This is a genomic window from Sphingomonas sp. CFBP8993 (assembly GCF_034044895.1).
GTDB lineage: Bacteria > Pseudomonadota > Alphaproteobacteria > Sphingomonadales > Sphingomonadaceae > Sphingomonas.
This window is the reverse complement of record NZ_JAXCWU010000006.1, coordinates 257,358-275,896: the sequence shown is the minus strand read 5'-3', so window position 1 is coordinate 275,896 and position 18,539 is coordinate 257,358. Positions and strand designations below refer to the sequence as shown.

Here is an 18,539-nt window from a genome sequence, read left to right as displayed (position 1 = left end):
GAATGGGATCGACGCGATGTTGTTCACTACGACCACGCAATTCGCCGTGCTGGGGCTGGTCCTGATCGCCGGTTGGCTGTTCGGCCTAGCCAGCCATCCGGGCGGGCGCAAATGGCGCACCCGCTACGCCACCGAGCGCGACGCCCATGCCGCGCAGGTTAAGGATACCGAGGGCAAGCTGTCGGTGGCGCAAACCCGCATCGCCGAGCTGGAACGCGAAAACCAGCGCCTGGCGACGGCGCAGCCGGTCGCTGCCACGCCCGTGGTGGACCGCGCCCCGGCCTATCGGCCGGCGGCGGCAAGCGCGGCGCGTCCGGCCTATCCGGTTGGCGAGCGTCGTGGGTGGTTCGATTTCGGGAACCGGGTTTCGACCCACGGGTGATTTGCTTGGCTTTGGGTAGTTGAGTGCGACAAGCGATGGTCTCGGTGAGACACCCTGCCCTCCCCCGGCCCCTCCCGCCTGCGGGAGGAGAGAGATGGGAGGCAGGCGCTTTCCCTTCCTACTCGAACGAGTCGATCTGCCCGTGACGGCACGATCCCTTGCCGCTGGGCATACCCCTCCCGCAGGCGGGAGGGGATAGGGGAGGGGCACGCCTCGAGCGACAAGGTCGGTGAGACACCCTGCCCTCCCCCAACCCCTCCCGCCTGCGGGAGGGGAGAAGTCAGGACAATACTCAGATTCCATTACCGCTGGGCACACCCCTCCCGCAGGCGGAAGGGGATGGGGGAGGGAGAGCCACAAGCGAACGCCGCCGTCACACTCCCCCGCCCCCATAAACGCAGGAGCCCCCGTTACCGCGCCTTCAACGCCGCCTGCGCCGCCGCCAGCCGCGCGATCGGCACGCGGTACGGGCTGGCCGAGACGTAATCCAAGCCGACCTGCTCGCAAAAGGCGATCGACGCCGGATCGCCGCCATGCTCGCCACAGATACCGAGCTTGATGCCCGGCCGGGTCGCCCGGCCACGCTCGGCGGCCAGGCTGACCAGTTCGCCGACACCTTCGACATCCAGGCTGACGAACGGGTCCTTAGCGTAGATGCCCTTCTCGACATAGGCGCCCAGGAATCGCGCCGCATCGTCGCGGCTGACGCCCAGCGTGGTCTGGGTCAGGTCGTTGGTGCCGAAGGAGAAGAACTCGCCCACCTCGGCGATTTCACCGGCCTTCAATGCGGCACGCGGCAGCTCGATCATGGTGCCGACCAGATATTCGACCGTCTTGCCGCGCTCGGCGAAGACCGCCTGCGCGGCCTTGTCGACCACCGTCTTCATCAGCTCCAGCTCGCGCCGCGTGGCGACCAGCGGGATCATGACCTCGGGGATCGGGGCCTCACCCGACTTTTCCGCGACATCCAGCGCCGCCTCGAAGATCGCACGCGCCTGGATCTCGTAGATTTCCGGATAGGTCACGCCCAGGCGGCAGCCGCGATGACCGAGCATCGGGTTGAACTCGTGCAGTTCGTTGGCCCGGCGCTTCAGCGTGTCGACGTCCACGCCCGCCGCCGTGGCGACCTCAGCGAATTCGGCCTCCTGCTGCGGCAGGAATTCGTGCAGCGGCGGGTCGAGCAGCCGCACCGTGACCGGCAGGCCCGCCATCACCTCGAAGATCGCGGTGAAGTCGGCGCGCTGCTCGGGCAGCAGCTTGGCAAGCGCGGCACGGCGGCCCGCTTCGTCCGAGGCCAGGATCATCTGGCGCACCGCCGTGATCCGCGCGGCGTCGAAGAACATATGCTCGGTGCGGCACAGCCCCACGCCTTCCGCGCCGAATTCGCGCGCGGTGCGGCAGTCGAGCGGAGTCTCGGCATTGGCGCGCACCTTCAGGCGACGGACCTGGTCGGCCCATTCCATCAGCGTGCCGAAATCGCCCGCCAGTTCGGGCTGCACCGTCGCAACCGCGCCGACCATCACCTCACCGGTCGAACCATCGAGCGTCAGGATGTCGCCCTCACGCACTTCGCGGCTGCCGACGCGGAGCAGCTTGGCCTTGTTGTCGATCGATAGCGAGCCTGCGCCTGAGACGCAGGGGCGCCCCATACCGCGCGCCACGACGGCCGCATGGCTGGTCATGCCGCCGCGCGCGGTCAGGATGCCCTTGGCCGCATGCATGCCGTGAATGTCTTCCGGCGACGTCTCGACGCGGACGAGGATCACCGCCTCGCCCGCCGCCGAAGCGCGCTCGGCGGCATCGGCGTCGAACACCACCTTGCCCGACGCCGCGCCCGGCGACGCGGGCAGGCCCTTGGTCAGCACGTCGCGGTGCGCATTCGGATCGAGCGTCGGGTGAAGCAGCTGGTCGAGCGCCGCCGGATCGACACGTGCGATCGCTTCCTCGCGGGTGATCAGACCCTCATTGGCCATGTCGACCGCGATCTTCAGCGCGGCCTTGGCGGTGCGCTTGCCCGATCGAGTCTGGAGCATCCAGAGCTTGGCCTGTTCGACCGTGAACTCGATGTCCTGCATGTCGCGGTAATGGGTTTCGAGCTGGTCGAAGACGGCCGCCAGCTCGCCGTAAACCTCCGGCATCGCCTCTTCCATCGAGGCGGGCTTGGCGTTCGCTTCCTCGCGCGCGGCCTTGGTCAGGTATTGCGGCGTGCGGATGCCCGCGACCACGTCCTCGCCCTGCGCGTTGATCAGGAACTCGCCATAATAGGCGCGGTCGCCCTTGGACGGATCGCGCGTGAAGGCCACGCCCGTCGCCGAAGTGTCGCCCATATTGCCGAAGACCATCGCCTGCACGTTGACGGCGGTGCCCCAGTCGGCGGGAATGTCGTTCAGGCGGCGATAGACCTTGGCGCGTTCCGACTGCCACGATCCGAACACCGCGCCGACCGCGCCCCAGAGCTGGTCATGCACGTCCTGCGGGAAGGGCTTGCCCCATTGTTCCTCGACCAAGCCCTTATAGGCCGTGACCAGCTTCTTCCAGTCCTCGGCCGACATCTCGGTGTCGAGGGTGAAGCCGTTATCCTCCTTGGCGATCTCCAGCGCTTCCTCGAAAGCACCGTGATCCAGTTCCAGCACCACATCGGCATACATCTGGATGAATCGGCGATAGCTGTCCCAGGCGAAACGCTCGTCGCCCGCCTTCCTGGCCAGCCCCTCGACGGTTTCGTCGTTAAGGCCCAGGTTCAGCACCGTGTCCATCATGCCCGGCATCGACACGCGCGCGCCCGAGCGGACCGAGACCAGCAGCGGATTTTCCGGATCGCCGAAGCGCTTTTCCGTCACCGCCTCGATATGCGCGATGCCGTCGGCGACCTCGTCGCGCAGTTCCTGCGGGAACTGCTCGCCATCTTCGTAATAGCGAGTGCACATCGCGGTCGAGATGGTGAAGCCCGGCGGCACCGGCAGGCCGATCGAGGCCATCTCGGCCAGGTTCGCGCCCTTGCCGCCAAGCAGATTCTTGTCCCCCTTGCCGCCGTCCGAAACGCCGCCGCCGAAGCGGTACACATAGGTCATCGGTTCGATCCTTTACTGGTCGTCACGTCCGACGCCCTGGGGACACAGGCGTCGGTGTTAATAAGGCGATATTGCCGGATAGGAAGACAGGAACGTCTGCACCCGTCTCCCGATCCGGCTCTGTTCATCCCTCGATCCGCGAGAAGTCCGCGACCGTGTGGACGGCGGCCCGAACACGGGCGAGCAGCGCCAAGCGCACGGTCCGCTTGGCCGGGTCGGCGTCGTTGACGGTCACATCGTCGAAGAACCGATCGATCGGCGCGCGAAGCGACGCGAGCGCGGCCATGGCGGCCTCGAAATCCTCGGCCTTCACCGCGTCCGCCGCCTTTGGTTCGGCCGCGTCGAGCGCGGCGATCAGATCGGCCTCGGCGGGCTCGGGGGTATAGGTCGGCGCGGTCCAGCCCTGGTCGCCCTCGACACCTTCCTTCTTCAGGATGTTCGCGGCGCGCTTATAGCCGGCGAGCAGGTTGGTGCCGTCGTCGGTGGTGACGAAGGCTTGCAGCGCACGGACGCGGGCGAGCAGGCGAACGAGATCGTCCTCACCGCCAAGCGCGAACACCGCGTCGATCAGGTCGTGACGGACGCCTGCTTCGCGTTGCTGGACCTTTAGGCGGTCGGCGAAGAAGTCGAGGATCTTCGAGTCAATCCTTTGGGCACGAACTGCAATTTCCGTTTGGATTGCTGCGCGTTCATCGGCATCTTTTTCGTTTGCCAGGGCATCATGCAGATCGCCGTACTCTGGGTCTTTCCAATCGATCACTCGTTCAAAGATCGACGCCCGGATCGGGAGACGAACGCCACTTCCCGTTAACGTAAGAATGACCCCGAGCGCAGCACGACGCAAAGCAAATGGGTCTTTGGATCCCGTCGGCCGCATATCGTGCGAGAAGAAGGTCACTAGCGTATCCAGTTTGTCCGCCAACGCCACGGCCACCGTAACCGGTGCGGTGGGAACATCATCGCCCTGCCCGACCGGCTTATAGTGATCGCGCACCGCCTCCGCGACGCGCGAGTCTTCGCCCTGCGCGGCGGCATAGTAACCGCCCATTAGGCCCTGCAATTCGGGGAACTCGCCGACCATGCCGGTGACGAGATCGGCCTTCGCCAGGTACGCGGCGCGCTCCGCCAGATCGGCAAGCTCGCCCCCCCCGTAAACGGGGGGGGATGGGGGGGGGACCTCGCCACGAGCGACGTCGCCTGAGGCACTGCCCTCCCCTAGCCCCTCCCGCCTGCGGGAGGGGGACTCGGTGACGATGCCCTCTTCGACCAGCCAGCTGGCCAGCTTCGCCACTCGCTCGACCTTGTCGGCAACGGTGCCGAGCTTTTCGTGGAAGACGATCTTTTCCAGCTTGGGCCGCAGATCGTCCAGCTTCGTCTTCAGGTCGGTCTCGTAGAAGAAGCGCGCGTCGGACAGGCGGGCGGCGAGCACCTTGCCATTGCCCTCGACGATCTTCGCGCCGCCATCGGTCGCCTCGATATTGGCGGTGCAGACGAACGCATTCGCCAGCTTTCCGTCGGCCGAGCGGCAGACGAAGTATTTCTGGTTCACCCGCGCGGTCAGCTGGATGACCTCGGGCGGCACGTCGAGGAACGCTTCGTCGAACCGGCCGAGCAACGGCACCGGCCATTCGGTCAGTCCGGCATTCTCGGCGACCAGCCCTTCGTCCTCGACCAGCTCCAGCCCGGCCTCGGCGGCCAGTGCGGAGGCGCGCTCGCGAATGATCGCGGCACGTTCGTCCTGATCGACCAGCACTCTGGCGGCGCGGAGCTGCTCGACATAGGTATCGGCACCGGTCAGCGCGATCTCGGCGGGCGCATGGAAGCGATGACCCCGCGTCGTGTTGCCGCTGGTGATCCCGGCGACCTCGAACGGCACGACCTCACCGCCGAACAGCGCGACGATGGCGTGCAGCGGACGCACCCAGCGCATCGACTCGGTCGAGGTGGACTCGGCACCCCAGCGCATCGACTTGGGCCAGGGGAAGGCGCGGACGATCGCGGGGATCGCCTCGGCCAGGACTTGCGCCGTCGCGCGGCCCGGCTTTTCGGTGATCGCGAAGAGCACGCCGTCCCGCTCGGTCAGTTGCTCGCGGGTCAGCCCGGTCTTGCGCAGGAAGCCCTCCAGCGCCTGCGGCGGTGCCGAAGCGCGCGGGCCCTTCACTTCCTCGGACACCGCTTCGGTGGCAGCCGGAAGGCCGCGCGCGATCAGGGCCAGGCGACGCGGGCCCGCATAGGTGACGATCTCACCCGCCGACAGTCCGGCCTTCGCCAGTTCGGCGGCGAACAGCTTGGCGAGGTTCTCCCGCGCGCCCGCCTGCATCCGGGCGGGGATTTCTTCGGAGCGGAGTTCGAGCAGAAAATCGGTCATCACGCGGCCCAGCCGTTCTTGTCCATCCAGGCGCCGCATGCGCCCTTCGCGAGGTCGCGGACGCGGCCCATATAGGCCTGGCGCTCCGCCACCGAGATCACGCCGCGCGCCTGCAGCAGGTTGAAGGTGTGGCTGGCCTTGATCGCCTGTTCATAGGCGGGGATGGGCAGCTTGGCCTCCAGACAGCGTTCGCACTCCGCCGCCGCCTTGCGGAAGGCGTCGAACAGCGTGTCGGTGTCGGCGATCTCGAAATTCCATTTCGACATCTGCTTCTCGTTTTCGAGATAGACGTCGCCGTAGCTCACGCCCGCATCGTTGAAGCGCAGGTCGTACACATTGTCGACGTCCTGGATATACATGGCCAGCCGTTCGAGCCCATAGGTCAGCTCGCCCGCGACCGGCTTCATGTCGTATCCGCCCATCTGCTGGAAATAGGTGAACTGCGTCACCTCCATCCCGTCGCACCAGACCTCCCAGCCCAGGCCCCAGGCGCCCAGCGTCGGGCTTTCCCAATCGTCCTCGACGAAGCGGATATCGTGCTTGGTCATGTCGACACCGATCGCCGCCAGGCTGCCCAGATACAGGTCCTGCAGGTCGGCGGGCGAGGGCTTCAGGATCACCTGATACTGGTAATAATGCTGGAGCCGGTTCGGGTTCTCGCCATAGCGGCCGTCGGTCGGGCGGCGGCACGGCTGAACGAAGGCGGCGTTCCAGCTGTCCGGGCCCAGCGCGCGCAGCGTGGTCGCGGGGTGAAAGGTGCCCGCCCCCATCTCCATGTCGTAAGGTTGCAGGATCACGCATCCCCGCTCGCTCCAATAATCATGGAGGGTGAGGATCATGCGCTGGAAGGACATGGGCCCGCTCTGGGGTCCTTCCGGGGTTCCGTTTCGGGTCTGCATAATGGGGGCAGGCTTTGGCGGATGGTCCTTTCGCGGTCAAGGCGAGCCGCCGCGCCACCCGGAGCATGGTCAGCCACCCATGATATTTTGTCAGGTGTTGTTGACATAGTCGCGACTCACTGTCACTTTGTCATGGTCACCTGACATAAGGTCATGGAATGATGACAAGGGAGGCCAACCATGCAAGAGGAGGTGGACATGAAAAATCGCCTCAAAGTGCTGCGCGCCGAACGCAACTGGAGCCAGGCGGAGCTTGCCGGGCGGCTGGACGTGTCGCGCCAGGCCGTGAACGCCATCGAGACGGGCAAGTACGACCCCTCGCTGCCGCTCGCCTTTCGCATCGGACGGCTGTTCGACATGCCGATCGAGGAGATTTTCGATGACGAGCAAGACGGTGAGTGAGGCGCAGGCCCTGTGGGGCGAGAGCCGCGAGGCCGCGCGGGCGGCACGCCGGACGCGGCGGCGGATGCTGCTGATCGCCGTGGCGATCATGATAGTGGTCGGCCTGCCCTTTCTGGAGGGATTCATCGACGGGTTCCTCCATCGTCCCCGGGCCCCCTTGCCCCGGCCGATGCCTCAGGTTGCCGCCGTCGTCATGCTGATCGTCGGCGGTATCGTGACGTGGCGAAACTGGCGCGAAACGGATGAGATGCAGCGACGGCTGGCGATTGAGACCTGGGCCATGATCGGGGTGGCGAACTTCGTCCTCCACCCGCTGCTGACCATCATCGGCGCGCAGACCGGCCAGACCGATTTCGAGGACTATAGCTGGGGTGTCTCGGTCATGATCGGGCTGGCCTTCTACGTCATCCGGCGGGTGCGGTCATGAGCTGCCGCCTGACCCATATGGCGATCGGCGGCGGCATCGCGCTGTCGCTGCTCGGCTGGGGTACCGGTCGCCTGGGCGAGGTGGCGGTTCACCTGCTCCCCGCCGACATCCCGGCCGCCAGCATCGTGGCGCGCGAGGCCATCATTCCGCATGTCTCCGTTCATCTTTCCATCGAGGTACGGCCATGACCGACCTATCCCAACGCGACAGCCGCAAAAGCGACACTCGTGGCCCGAGCGAACGCGCCAATCACCGGTTGCTCGTACTTTCGGGAGGCGTGGGTGGCTTGATCGGTCTGGCGCTGGCGACCGTATCGCTTCTGTCCATGCCCCACGGCCGGAAACTTGACGACCATGCCGTTTGGACCTCGCCACTGCCGCTCTGGTTCGCCATCGTGATGGCATTACTATGGGGCGTTGTCATACCGATCATCTCGTGGCGCTGGCACCGGGTGGTCGACGAGCATGAGCGCCAGGCCTATCGCGACGGCGCGGTCGCCAGCTTTTACACGGTCGGGCTGGGCGTGCCCGTCTGGTGGCTCCTGTGGCGCGGCGGTGTCTTGCCCCCGGTTCAGGTCGATTGGGTGTACGGCGCGATGCTTACGGTTGGCAGTATCGTCTGGCTGTGGCGCAAATACGCCTGATCCCTCGCCCCTATCCCTTGCGGCCTTTCCTCCCATCCGGCCCCTTCCTTTTCCGAAAGCCTGATCCCATGAAGACGATCATGAAAGCCGCCCTCACCTCGCTCGCGCTGATGCTGGCCCTGCCCGCCTGCGCCCAGAGCAAGCCCGCCGCCAACGACGCCGATCCCGCCCTGTGGGTCGTCAAGGATGCCGACACGACCATCTATCTGTTCGGCACCGTCCACGTCCTGAAACCCGGCCTTTCCTGGTTCGACGAGGCGGTGAAGACCGCCTTCGACAAGTCCGACCAGCTGGTCCTGGAGATGGTGCAGCCCGACCAGGCAACGATGCAGCAGATCGTGCTGAAGAACGGGATCATCACGTCCGGTCCGTCGTTGACCGAACAGCTGCCCGCCGACAAGCGCGGCGCGTATCTCAAGGCGGTGACCGACGCAGGCCTGCCGCCCCAGGCGTTCGACCGGATGAAGCCGTGGCTCGCCGGCGTCACCCTGTCGCTCATGCCGATCCAAAAGCTGGGCTATGATCCGAAGAACGGGCCGGAGACGGTGCTGGCCGACGCGGCCAAGGCGGCGAGCAAGCCGGTCGCGGGGCTGGAAACCGCCGAGCAGCAGATCGGCTATTTCAACGGCCTGTCGCAAAAGGCGCAGATCGACTTCCTGACCTCGACGGTCGACGACCTGCCCAAGGCGGGCGAGGAAATGGCCGAGATGGTCGACGAATGGGCCAAGGGCGATCCCGACGCGCTGGCCAAGACGATGAACGAAAGCCTGAAGGACTCGCCCGAGGTCGCCAAGACGCTGCTGACCGACCGCAACGCCCGCTGGGCGACGTGGATCAAGGAGCGCATGGCCAAGCCCGGCACCATCTTCATCGCCGTCGGCGCGGGCCATCTGGCGGGCAGCGACAGCGTCCAGGCGCAACTCGCCAAGCAAGGCATCAAGGCACAGCGTATCGCCTATTGACCGGGCCTGTCGACCGGTCGAGGCCATCCGCCGCCCGCATGAGCGACGGATGGCCTGCCCCGGCTATTTGCTGGCGACTTCCGGATAGGTCAGGTCCTGCCGCTCGACCGTCACCGGGCCCACAGGCTGGCGAATGAAGCTGCCGGTCGGCACAATCAGCCTGGCTCGCCGGGTCAGCCGCTCCACCCGGTAGAGGCCGGGGCGGCCATCGGTCAGCGTCGGCGGCGCATAGCGACGCTGGGTAAGGGACTCGATATAGGGCTCAGCCCAGCCGCTATCGCCCTTCCCGCGCAGGATCTGGGCATCGCCGACCGTGCCGTCGGGGCGGATGAGATAGCCGATGTCCACCCAGCGGATCGGATCACTCGATACGGCGGCGCCTTGGTCGACGGACAGATCGAACGGCGTCTGTCGGTCACGCGGTTGCACCCGCAGGTCGGCAACCGGAGGTCCCTCGCGCACCAGGATCGGAGCCTCGCCCGAGGCCGTGCGCAGCGTTCCGATCAGCCGGTCGATGCCGCTCTCGTCGCCCATGGCTTTCGCGATGCGGGACGCCAGGACCGCGTGCACCGCCTTGATCGAGGAATCCTCCACCGCATCGTCGGGCAAGGCTGCCAGGGCATTCCGAGCCTCTGTCACCTTTTTCTGCCCCAACAAAATGGCGACGCGACGCAATCCCGCCATGGCCGCCAGACGCGTGTCGCCTTGCTTGGTGAACTGTCGCTGGGCATCTCCGTACAGCCCCATCGCAGCCTTCACATTGCCCCGCTCCAGCCATGCATCGGCCAGGGTCAGCGGCAGCAGCCGACGCTGCATGTCGTCGGCGGGCAGGTAACGGCGCAGGGTAGCGGCCTGGGCGGCGACCGCGCTGCTATACGCTTCCTGGTCGCCGATATGACGATTGACGGTAGCATTCGCCTCATGCAGCGCGGCCACCAGCCGAGGATAGCGCGCGACCTCTCCTTGCGTCCGGGCAAGCGACCGGCGGAGCGTTTCGCGCGCGTCGTGGTATCGGCCGAGCCCGAACTGGGCCTCGGCCACCGCCATGCTCAGGCGCACGTCGTCGGGCACCGTGCAGGACCGGCTCAGGCATTTGGCCAAGGCATTTTCCGCGCGTTCGCCGCGCACCAGGATTTCCGAAGAGGGAATGGCCGGTGCCGTCTGCACCAGCATCAATGCCGAGACCCAAGCGAACATGGCCTTCTCCCTTGCCGTGATCGTCTGCCGAACAGTCTGCCCCGCAAGACCGTTGCATGGCAAGCGCACAGCTTGCCTTTTGCATGTGTTGCCGCTAAGCGCCTCCGCTTCCGGTCATGGTCATCCCTGGAGGCGTGGTCGGGAAATCCTATTCATTTTGTTTCGGAGTAACTGGAATGAGCGACACCCTTACGCTCGCCGCCGAGACGCGCGATCAGGTTGGCAAGGGAGCCTCCCGTTCGCTGCGTCGTGAAGGCCGCGTCCCCGCCGTGATCTATGGCCAGAACAAGGCCGCCGCGTCGATCCATCTCGAAGAGAAGGCCCTCGTCAAGGCGCTGATGACCGGTCACTTCTTCACCTCGGTCATCATGGTGGACGGCCAGCGCACGCTGGCGAAGGACGTCGCGTTCCATCCCGTCACCGATCGCCCGCTGCACGTCGACTTCCTGCGCATCGGCGAGCACGAGACCGTCACGGTCGCCGTGCCCGTCGTGTTCGCTGACGAAGACGAATGCCCCGGCATCAAGAAGGCTGGCGGCGTTCTGAACGTCACCCGTCACGAGATCGAGCTGGTGGTCGACGCCGCGAATATCCCGACCGAGATCACGATCTCGCTGAAGGGCCTGGAAGTCGGCGACTCGATCCACATCTCGGACGTGAAGCTGCCCAAGGGTGCCGAGCCCGCCATCGACGACCGCGACTTCGCGATCGCCACCATCGTTCCGCCGACGGTCCTGACCGCCGAGGACGAGGCGATCGACGCCGAGGCGCAGGCCGCTGACGAAGCCGAGGCTGCGGCCGAAGGCGAGTCGGACGAAGACAAGGCGTAATTGCCGGTCGCTGCTCCCCACGGGAGCACGGACGATAGAGGAAGGGCAGGAGGCGGCGACGCCCCTGCCCTTTTTCGTGCCCAAATCCTCCCCAAGCTCGCTTGGGGAGGGGGACCATCGCGCCGGCGATGGGGAGGATTTGGAGGGTGCGAGAGGCAAAAGGGCCGCCGAACCTCTCGGTCCGACGGCCCCGTTCATCCCCGCCCAAAAATTGTCGGATCAGGGATGGTCAGAACGGAGGGGGTGTTCCGATGTCGTCAGGCCGATCAGCCCTGACCCTGGCTCAGAAAGCCGGTCAGCTCGGTCTTGGACACTTCCTTGTCCTTGTCCGTGTCAGCCTGCGCAAAGGCGGTGCCGACCCACTTCTTGGTCGCGGGGGCATCGGCCTTGGTCGACGGATCGGTCTGCGACTTCAACGCGACCATCCACTGGCCGAACTCGGTCTTGTTCAGCTTGCCGTCGCCATCCTTGTCATAGGTCGGGAACTGGGTGTCCACGACCTGTGCGATCTGGCTGCCCGTCGCCTGGACCTGGCCATCGGCCGGGGCCGCCTGGGTCGGCGTGGCGGCACCTGCGGCTGGCTGCGCAGTCTGCGTCGGATCAGCGGCGGTTGCCGGTGCGGTTTGTGGCGCCGCCGGTGTGGTTTGGGCTGGCGTCGGAGCGACCTGCGCAAGCACCGGGGCAGACACCATCATGGCGCCGGCAAGAAAAGCATATTTCATCATCTCGTCTCTCCCTTGATCTGGTTCGATCGATGACTGTGAAGATCGGTCACGCATCTACAACGTTAGTGATACGATTCCGTTCGACATTATGCCATATGGGCATTGCATCTTCGGATTTGAAGGCTCGGCTCGTCCCTGCTAACGGCACGGCACACCGTGATTCCGCGAAGGGATGCACGGTCGCCCGTGCCGATTCCACGACCAGAGGTACCCCATGATTCCGCGCTATTCCCGAGCCCCCATGACCCGGATCTGGGATCCGCAGACCCGTTTCCGCATCTGGTTCGAGATCGAGGCCCACGCCACCGACGCGCTCGCCGAACTGGGCGTCGTTCCCAAGGAAGCCGCCGCGCGCATCTGGGAAGCCGACAAGGCCGCCGGCGACTTCGACATCGACCGCATCGATTCGATCGAAGCGGAGACCAAGCACGACGTCATCGCCTTCCTGACCCATGTCGCCGAGCGGACCGGGCCGGAAGCGCGCTTCCTGCACCAGGGCATGACCTCGTCCGACGTGCTCGACACCTGCCTGGCGGTACAGCTGGCGCGGGCGTCCGACATCCTGATCGAGGACCTGGATGCACTGCTCGCGGTGATCAAGCGCCGCGCGCTGGAGCACAAGCTGACCCCGACCATCGGGCGCAGCCACGGGATCCATGCCGAGCCCGTCACCTTCGGCCTGAAACTGGCCCAGGCCTATGCCGAGTTCGATCGCAACCGCGCCCGTCTGGTCGCGGCGCGCGCCGATGTCGCCACCTGCGCCATCTCGGGCGCGGTCGGCACCTTCGCGAACATCGACCCCAGCGTCGAGGCGCATGTCGCCGAGAAGATGGGGCTGAGCGTCGAGCCCGTCTCGACCCAGGTCATCCCGCGCGATCGCCATGCGATGTTCTTCGCCACGCTGGGCGTGATCGCCAGCTCGATCGAGCGCCTGGCCACCGAGGTCCGTCATTTGCAACGCACCGAAGTGCTGGAGGCCGAGGAGTATTTCTCGCCCGGCCAGAAGGGCTCGTCGGCGATGCCGCACAAGCGCAACCCGGTGCTGACCGAGAACCTGACCGGCCTGGCCCGCATGGTGCGCGGCTACGTCACCCCGGCGCTGGAGAATGTCGCGCTGTGGCATGAGCGCGACATCAGCCACTCGTCGGTCGAGCGTTATATCGGCCCCGACGCGACCATCACCCTCGACTTCGCACTGGCCCGCCTGACCGGCGTGATCGACAAGCTGGTCGTCTATCCGGCGCGGATGGAGAAGAACCTCAACAAGATGGGCGGCCTCGTCCATTCGCAGCGCGTTCTGCTCGCCCTGACCCAGGCGGGCGTGAGCCGCGAGGACAGCTATCGCCTGGTCCAGCGCAACGCGATGAAGGTCTGGGAGTCCGACGGCGAGCTGTCACTGATGGAGCTGCTCAAGGCCGATGCCGACGTGACGGCGGCGCTGTCGGTGGACGAGATCGAGGCGCGCTTCGACCTTGGCTATCATTACAAGCATGTCGACACGATCTTCGCACGGGTGTTCGGCGAGTCGTGACGTTTTGGGGAGTCCCGATGGCGTCGTGACGCTGGAAGCGGACTCCCCTCCCCCAACCTCTCCCGCCTGCGGGAGGGGAGTTATATAGGGAACCGCTTTCCCATAACCTCTCCCCTCCCGCAGGCGGGAGGGGCTGGGGGAGGGAACTCGGTCAGACGAAAATCAACCGGCCGGTGATCCTCATCCCACCCAACCGGCCAACCAGTCCGCAACCGCCTGCGGCGTCATCGCCCGCGCATCGGCCAACGCAGTCTCACGCCCGGCATTGACCAGCCTGTTCGTCTTCGGATCGACGATCAGCACGGCGGGCACACCCGCCAGGCGCCCCTTGATCCCATAGGATGCCGGAATATCCATATTCTGGTCGAAGCGGCCGACATCGACCGTCACCACCTCGAAATGCTTCGCGACGAAGGGCCGCATCTGCGGCGTTTCCATCACGCCCGCCAGCAAACGGCAGTCGAGGCACCAGTTGCCGCCTAGATCGATCAACACCCGCTTGTGCGCCTTGACCGCCCGCACCCGCGCCGCCGCGATCGCCGCCTTGGCGTCCCCGGCGTGATAAGGCAGCGGCAACGGCTTGGCCAACGCCTCGAAGCTGGCGATGCCGACACGCGGCGCGGCAACCGGTCCGGCGGCGGTCGAGATCATGGCGATGACGGCAAGCGCCGGGACGATCACTAAACGATAGGACATGGAGGCATTCCCTATGAAAGGCAGGACGCAAATGTTCCTCAAGCCTGCTGCCATGGCAAGCGATGCTCTTATGTGACGCACAAACCGGAAGTTTTCCATGCTCCGAGGGCAAGAACCAGCACTTGCCGCCGATCGCGTCATCCGTCCGTCAGCGTCCTGTGATCTTCGACCTGCCACACCTCGTCCGACACGCCATGGTCGCGTGTCGTGGAGTGACACCGATGGACGAAGATCCCCCCGTATCGGAGCGTCTGTTGGGCAAGAAGGGGTCGTTTCAACAAGCCCTCATGCTGCCGCTCGTCGGCGGCATCATGGCATTTGGCCAAGGCGCCTTGCCGATCCTGTTTGCCAAGAACCGGCATTGGTCGGACCTCATACAGGGCACGGCGCTTCTGTTTCCGGCCGGGATCATGGTCTTGCTCCTCGTCCTCAGCATGGGCCTGAAACTGACCGCCATGTACGCCCGTACCCATGATCCGGCGCGGACCTTCAATTACGGATGCCTCGCGATCATCGGCGCGATCGTCGTCATTGCGGAGGCTTGGATCATCATACCGACCATACTCGATCAAAAGCTGGCGGCGGATCTGGTCGCCCATGGCGTGGCCGCCAATGCGCAACTCGTCCGCAGCTTCACGGCGGGCTGCGGCAAAGCGGCATGCACCCAGAAGGTCGTCTATCGGTTTACCCCGCGCGGGCAAAGTCAATCGGTCGAGGGCAGGCTGAGCTTGTCGACCAGCCATCGCGACCATGAGCAATATGATTATGTGACGGCAACGAACGTCGTGCCCATCCTATATGATGCCCGCGATCCAAGCCGTGCCATGTTCTTCTGGCGCGATGAAATCGCGAACAGGGCATCTCCCCGCAAAATGTGGGGTTTCGTGCTCGTCATCAATCTTATTTTTTTTGCCGCCGGTACGCCGTTTGCCCTCATGATGGCCTGGGGTGTTTATCGACAAAGAGCCAAGACGCGCGCCGCGAGCGCGACAGCCGCCTGACCCTCTTGCCAACACCATTCACTCGCCCGCGAAGACACTCTTCAACTTAGCAAAAAAGCCTTGGCTTTCAGGACATTCGTCACCCGTCTCCGTTTCGCGGAAGAGTTCGAGCAATTCGCGCTGGCGGGTCGACAGCTTGGTCGGGGTTTCGACTTCGATCTGGATGACCAGATCGCCGGTGCCGCGTCCTTGCAGCACGGGCATACCCGCACCCCGTTGGCGAAGCTGCTTGCCGGACTGGATGCCCGTGGGGATCTTGATTTCGTGCGTGCGCCCGTCGAGTCCGGGGATGGACAGCGAACCGCCCAGCGCGGCCGTGGTGAAGCTGATCGGCGCGCGCGCGAACAGGGTCGTGCCCTCACGCTCGAAGATGGCGTGCCGCTTCACATGGAGGAAGATGTAAAGGTCGCCCGCCGGGGCGCCACGCGCGCCCGCTTCGCCCTCGCCGGACAGGCGGATGCGGGTGCCCTCGTCGACACCCGCCGGGATGTTGACGGCCAGCGTCTTGGTCTTTTCCACGCGCCCCTCGCCGCGACAATCGGGGCACGGATCGGCGATGATCTGCCCTGCGCCCTGGCAGACCGGGCAGGTCCGCTCGACCACGAAGAAACCCTGCTGCGCGCGCACCTTGCCATGACCGCCGCACTGCTGGCAGGTCTTGGCGCTGGTCCCGGCCTTGGCACCCGTGCCGTCGCAGGTGTCGCACGCCGCTGAGACGTCGACGGTGATCTCCGTCTGCTTGCCGTGAAACGCCTCTTCCAGCGTGATTTCCATGTCGTAGCGCAGGTCCGCGCCGCGCCGGGGCGATTGCCGCCCGCCGCCGCGTCCGCCGCCCATGAATTCGCCAAAGACGCTTTCGAAAATATCGGAGAAGGCACCGAAGTCCTGGCCGCCATGGCCGCCGCCACCGCCGCCCATGCCCTGCTGGAACGCGGCATGGCCGTAGCGGTCATAGGCGGCGCGCTTCTGCGGGTCCTTCAGACAGTCATAGGCTTCGCTGATCGCCTTGAACTTGGCCTCGGAGTCCTTGCAGCCCGCATTGCGGTCCGGATGGTACTGCATGGCCAGCTTGCGGTAGCGCGACTTGATCGTCGCATCGTCCGCCGTGCGCTCGCATTCGAGCAGTTCATAATAGTCGATCGTCGTGCTCATGCCCGGTCTCGCCCCTGCGCTGGTGGATGGTGCGGCCGCCGACCGTGCCGTCAGGCCGGACGGAGCGACCGCCCAAGCGCTTCGCCACTTCATGCCCCGAGGAAATGCCGGGGCGGTATTCGCAATAACAGCCAGAGGCCCGGCCCACCCGAAGGCGGACCGGGCCGATGGTCTTACTTGGTGTCGTCGACTTCCGAGAATTCGGCGTCGACCACATCGTCCTGCTTGGTCTGACCAGCGTCGGCAGCGGGCGAGGATTCGGCCTGCTGCTGCTTCTCGTAGATGGCCTGGCCCATCTTCATCGCGACCTGGGCGAGGGCCTGCGCCTTCTCGTTCATGGTGTCGGGGTTGCCACCCTCGACCGCCGTCTTGGTCTCGGCGATCGCCGCCTCGATCTCCGACTTCAGCGACGCGTCGATCTTGTCGCCATTGTCGGCCAGCTGGCGCTCGGTCGTGTGGATCAGCGACTCGGCGTTGTTCTTGGCCTCCGCCTCGGCGCGACGCTTCTTGTCGTCCTCGGCGAACTTCTCGGCGTCACGCACCATCTGGTCGATGTCGTTGTCCGACAGGCCGCCCGATGCCTGGATGCGGATCTGCTGCTCCTTGCCGGTGCCCTTGTCCTTGGCCGAGACGTTGACGATGCCGTTGGCGTCGATGTCGAACGTGACCTCGATCTGCGGCACGCCGCGCGGCGCGGGCGGGATGCCGACCAGGTCGAACTGGCCCAGCATCTTGTTGTCCTGCGCCATTTCCCGCTCGCCCTGGAAAACCCGGATCGTCACCGCGTTCTGGTTGTCGTCGGCGGTCGAATAGACCTGGCTCTTCTTGGTCGGGATCGTCGTGTTGCGGTCGATCATCTTGGTCATGATGCCGCCCAGCGTCTCGATACCCAGCGACAGCGGGGTCACGTCGAGCAGCAGCACGTCCTTGACGTCCCCCTGCAGCACGCCCGCCTGGATCGCGGCACCCATGGCGACGACTTCGTCCGGATTGACGCCGGTGTGCGGGTCCTTGCCAAAGAAGTTCTTCACGACTTCACGGACGCGCGGCATGCGGGTCATGCCGCCCACCAGCACCACGTCGGCGATCTCGTCGGCCTTCATGCCCGCATCGGCGAGCGCCTTCTTGCAGGGCTCCAGCGTGCGCTGGATCAGGTCCTCGACCAGACGCTCCAGATCGGCGCGGGTGATGGTCTTGACCAGGTGCTTCGGGCCGTTCTGGTCGGCGGTGATGAAGGGCAGGTTCACCTCGGTCGACTGGGCCGAGGACAGCTCGATCTTCGCCTTTTCGGCCGCTTCCTTCAGACGCTGGAGCGCCAGCTTATCCTTGGCAAGGTCGATACCCTCGTCCTTCTGGAAGCCCGACGCCAGGAACTCGACGATCTTGTTGTCGAAGTCCTCGCCGCCCAGGAAGGTGTCGCCGTTGGTCGCCTTCACCTCGAACACGCCGTCGCCGATCTCGAGGATCGAGATGTCGAACGTGCCGCCGCCAAGGTCATAGACCGCGATCGTCTTGCCGTCCTGCTTCTCCAGGCCGTACGCCAGCGCCGCCGCCGTCGGCTCGTTGATGATGCGCAGCACTTCGAGGCCCGCGATCTGGCCGGCGTCCTTGGTCGCCTGGCGCTGTGCGTCGTTGAAGTACGCAGGCACGGTGATGACCGCCTGGGTCACCGTCTCGCCCAAATAGCTCTCGGCGGTTTCCTTCATCTTCTGGAGCGTGAAGGCCGAGATCTGCGACGGGCTGTAATCCTTGCCGCCCGCATTGACCCACGCGTCGCCGTTCGGACCGCGCGCGATCGAATACGGAACCAGCTCGGTGTCCTTCTTGGTGACGGGGTCGTCGAAGCGACGACCGATCAGGCGCTTCACCGCGAAGATGGTGTTGTCGGGGTTCGTCACCGCCTGGCGCTTGGCCGGCTGGCCGATCAGGCGCTCGCCATCCTTGGCGAAGGCGACGATCGACGGCGTGGTGCGCGCGCCTTCCGCGTTTTCGATGACCTTGGGCTTGCCGCCCTCCATGACAGCGACGCAGCTGTTGGTGGTGCCGAGGTCGATGCCGATCACTTTTGCCATAAGTCTCTAAATGCCCCTCAAGAACATAGTCTGGAAGTCAGATGCCGGGGCCCGTCGGCCCCGAAAGCGGCAACCGAAAACCCCGTTCACGAAGCCGGATATAGGTGGGCGATTTGTTGCCGCAAGATTGGATGGAACCTAGGGTCGCCTCAGGATTTGCCGAAACGGGAGGGTTTGCCAT

The 18,539-nt window shown here is 65.5% G+C and carries 17 protein-coding genes; 9 read left to right on the top strand and 8 right to left on the bottom strand.

Annotation, left to right across the window (positions count from 1 at the left end; all coding sequences use genetic code 11):
• Positions 1-16: 16 nt before the first annotated feature.
• On the top strand, positions 17-382 hold the full coding sequence (locus SOM26_RS14500; RefSeq protein ID WP_320453416.1) for a hypothetical protein: 366 nt from the start codon (positions 17-19) through the stop codon (positions 380-382).
• Between the two features lie 410 nt (positions 383-792).
• Here the strand turns inward: SOM26_RS14500 and ppdK are convergent, their stop codons facing one another.
• The 3 genes from ppdK to SOM26_RS14485 form a co-directional block, all read right to left on the bottom strand.
• Positions 793-3,453: a pyruvate, phosphate dikinase gene (gene ppdK / locus SOM26_RS14495; RefSeq protein WP_320453415.1), complete on the bottom strand. Its 2,661-nt coding sequence runs from the start codon at positions 3,451-3,453 to the stop codon at positions 793-795.
• A gap of 124 nt (positions 3,454-3,577) precedes the next feature.
• Positions 3,578-5,821 (bottom strand): glycine--tRNA ligase subunit beta, encoded by a 2,244-nt coding sequence (gene glyS, locus SOM26_RS14490; RefSeq protein WP_320453516.1) that lies wholly within the window; start codon positions 5,819-5,821, stop codon positions 3,578-3,580.
• Positions 5,821-6,660 carry a glycine--tRNA ligase subunit alpha gene (locus tag SOM26_RS14485; RefSeq protein ID WP_320453414.1) on the bottom strand — a complete coding sequence of 280 codons (840 nt, stop codon included), beginning with the start codon at positions 6,658-6,660 and terminating at the stop codon, positions 5,821-5,823. Before SOM26_RS14485 ends, glyS begins: the two co-directional genes overlap by 1 nt.
• 258 nt (positions 6,661-6,918) lie before the next feature.
• Between SOM26_RS14485 and SOM26_RS14480 the strand changes: the two genes are divergently transcribed.
• The 5 genes from SOM26_RS14480 (at position 6,919) to SOM26_RS14460 (ending at position 9,154) form a co-directional block, all read left to right on the top strand.
• Positions 6,919-7,122 carry a helix-turn-helix transcriptional regulator gene (locus tag SOM26_RS14480; protein WP_320453413.1) on the top strand — a complete coding sequence of 68 codons (204 nt, stop codon included), beginning with the start codon at positions 6,919-6,921 and terminating at the stop codon, positions 7,120-7,122.
• A complete protein-coding gene (locus tag SOM26_RS14475) occupies positions 7,100-7,549 on the top strand; it encodes a hypothetical protein (RefSeq protein ID WP_320453412.1) in 450 nt (149 codons plus the stop codon). The genes SOM26_RS14480 and SOM26_RS14475 overlap by 23 nt, the downstream gene beginning before the upstream one ends.
• Entirely contained in the window at positions 7,546-7,737 is a 192-nt protein-coding gene (locus tag SOM26_RS14470) for a hypothetical protein (protein ID WP_320453411.1), read from the top strand. Before SOM26_RS14475 ends, SOM26_RS14470 begins: the two co-directional genes overlap by 4 nt.
• Before the next feature lie 89 nt (positions 7,738-7,826).
• Complete coding sequence (locus SOM26_RS14465) at positions 7,827-8,192, top strand: hypothetical protein (protein ID WP_320453410.1); 366 nt, start codon at positions 7,827-7,829, stop codon at positions 8,190-8,192.
• 80 nt (positions 8,193-8,272) lie between these two features.
• The gene (locus tag SOM26_RS14460; protein ID WP_320453409.1) at positions 8,273-9,154 is read left to right on the top strand and encodes a TraB/GumN family protein; all 882 of its coding nucleotides are present in this window, start codon (positions 8,273-8,275) and stop codon (positions 9,152-9,154) included.
• Positions 9,155-9,217: 63 nt separating this feature from the next.
• On the opposite strand, the gene SOM26_RS14455 is transcribed toward SOM26_RS14460, so the two are convergent.
• Complete coding sequence (locus SOM26_RS14455; protein ID WP_320453408.1) at positions 9,218-10,351, bottom strand: hypothetical protein; 1,134 nt, start codon at positions 10,349-10,351, stop codon at positions 9,218-9,220.
• Positions 10,352-10,527: 176 nt separating this feature from the next.
• On the opposite strand from SOM26_RS14455, the gene SOM26_RS14450 reads away from it, so the two are divergent.
• Complete coding sequence (locus SOM26_RS14450; RefSeq protein WP_320453407.1) at positions 10,528-11,181, top strand: 50S ribosomal protein L25/general stress protein Ctc; 654 nt, start codon at positions 10,528-10,530, stop codon at positions 11,179-11,181.
• A gap of 266 nt (positions 11,182-11,447) precedes the next feature.
• Here SOM26_RS14450 and SOM26_RS14445 read toward each other — a convergent pair whose 3' ends face one another.
• On the bottom strand, positions 11,448-11,876 hold the full coding sequence (locus SOM26_RS14445) for an EF-hand domain-containing protein (protein ID WP_320453406.1): 429 nt from the start codon (positions 11,874-11,876) through the stop codon (positions 11,448-11,450).
• Between the two features lie 244 nt (positions 11,877-12,120).
• On the opposite strand from SOM26_RS14445, the gene purB reads away from it, so the two are divergent.
• Positions 12,121-13,437 carry an adenylosuccinate lyase gene (gene purB, locus SOM26_RS14440; protein WP_320453405.1) on the top strand — a complete coding sequence of 439 codons (1,317 nt, stop codon included), beginning with the start codon at positions 12,121-12,123 and terminating at the stop codon, positions 13,435-13,437.
• Positions 13,438-13,617: 180 nt separating this feature from the next.
• On the opposite strand, the gene SOM26_RS14435 is transcribed toward purB, so the two are convergent.
• The gene (locus SOM26_RS14435) at positions 13,618-14,133 is read right to left on the bottom strand and encodes a thioredoxin family protein (protein WP_414712067.1); all 516 of its coding nucleotides are present in this window, start codon (positions 14,131-14,133) and stop codon (positions 13,618-13,620) included.
• 221 nt (positions 14,134-14,354) lie between these two features.
• Here SOM26_RS14435 and SOM26_RS14430 point away from each other — a divergent pair, with 221 nt between their 5' ends.
• Positions 14,355-15,134, top strand: a complete 780-nt coding sequence (locus tag SOM26_RS14430) for a hypothetical protein (protein WP_320453404.1) — start codon at positions 14,355-14,357, stop codon at positions 15,132-15,134.
• Between the two features lie 18 nt (positions 15,135-15,152).
• Here the strand turns inward: SOM26_RS14430 and dnaJ are convergent, their stop codons facing one another.
• On the bottom strand, positions 15,153-16,286 hold the full coding sequence (gene dnaJ / locus SOM26_RS14425; RefSeq protein WP_320453403.1) for a molecular chaperone DnaJ: 1,134 nt from the start codon (positions 16,284-16,286) through the stop codon (positions 15,153-15,155).
• Positions 16,287-16,459: 173 nt separating this feature from the next.
• Complete coding sequence (gene dnaK, locus SOM26_RS14420; RefSeq protein WP_320453402.1) at positions 16,460-18,358, bottom strand: molecular chaperone DnaK; 1,899 nt, start codon at positions 18,356-18,358, stop codon at positions 16,460-16,462.
• Positions 18,359-18,539: the final 181 nt, after the last annotated feature.

Excerpts from the sequence above, each read along its gene's own strand:
- dnaJ (WP_320453403.1), bottom strand. The coding sequence starts at position 16,286 with ATGAGCACGACGATCGACTATTATGAACTGCTCGAATGCGAGCGCACG.
- glyS (WP_320453516.1), bottom strand. The coding sequence starts at position 5,821 with ATGACCGATTTTCTGCTCGAACTCCGCTCCGAAGAAATCCCCGCCCGG.
- SOM26_RS14435 (WP_414712067.1), bottom strand. The coding sequence starts at position 14,133 with ATGTCCTATCGTTTAGTGATCGTCCCGGCGCTTGCCGTCATCGCCATG.
- SOM26_RS14460 (WP_320453409.1), top strand. The coding sequence starts at position 8,273 with ATGAAAGCCGCCCTCACCTCGCTCGCGCTGATGCTGGCCCTGCCCGCC.
- ppdK (WP_320453415.1), bottom strand. The coding sequence starts at position 3,453 with ATGACCTATGTGTACCGCTTCGGCGGCGGCGTTTCGGACGGCGGCAAG.
- SOM26_RS14430 (WP_320453404.1), top strand. The coding sequence starts at position 14,355 with ATGGACGAAGATCCCCCCGTATCGGAGCGTCTGTTGGGCAAGAAGGGG.
- SOM26_RS14450 (WP_320453407.1), top strand. The coding sequence starts at position 10,528 with ATGAGCGACACCCTTACGCTCGCCGCCGAGACGCGCGATCAGGTTGGC.
- SOM26_RS14455 (WP_320453408.1), bottom strand. The coding sequence starts at position 10,351 with ATGTTCGCTTGGGTCTCGGCATTGATGCTGGTGCAGACGGCACCGGCC.
- SOM26_RS14475 (WP_320453412.1), top strand. The coding sequence starts at position 7,100 with ATGACGAGCAAGACGGTGAGTGAGGCGCAGGCCCTGTGGGGCGAGAGC.
- SOM26_RS14470 (WP_320453411.1), top strand. The coding sequence starts at position 7,546 with ATGAGCTGCCGCCTGACCCATATGGCGATCGGCGGCGGCATCGCGCTG.
- dnaK (WP_320453402.1), bottom strand. The coding sequence starts at position 18,358 with ATGGCAAAAGTGATCGGCATCGACCTCGGCACCACCAACAGCTGCGTC.
- SOM26_RS14500 (WP_320453416.1), top strand. The coding sequence starts at position 17 with ATGTTGTTCACTACGACCACGCAATTCGCCGTGCTGGGGCTGGTCCTG.
- SOM26_RS14485 (WP_320453414.1), bottom strand. The coding sequence starts at position 6,660 with ATGATCCTCACCCTCCATGATTATTGGAGCGAGCGGGGATGCGTGATC.
- SOM26_RS14480 (WP_320453413.1), top strand. The coding sequence starts at position 6,919 with ATGAAAAATCGCCTCAAAGTGCTGCGCGCCGAACGCAACTGGAGCCAG.
- SOM26_RS14445 (WP_320453406.1), bottom strand. The coding sequence starts at position 11,876 with ATGATGGTGTCTGCCCCGGTGCTTGCGCAGGTCGCTCCGACGCCAGCC.
- purB (WP_320453405.1), top strand. The coding sequence starts at position 12,121 with ATGATTCCGCGCTATTCCCGAGCCCCCATGACCCGGATCTGGGATCCG.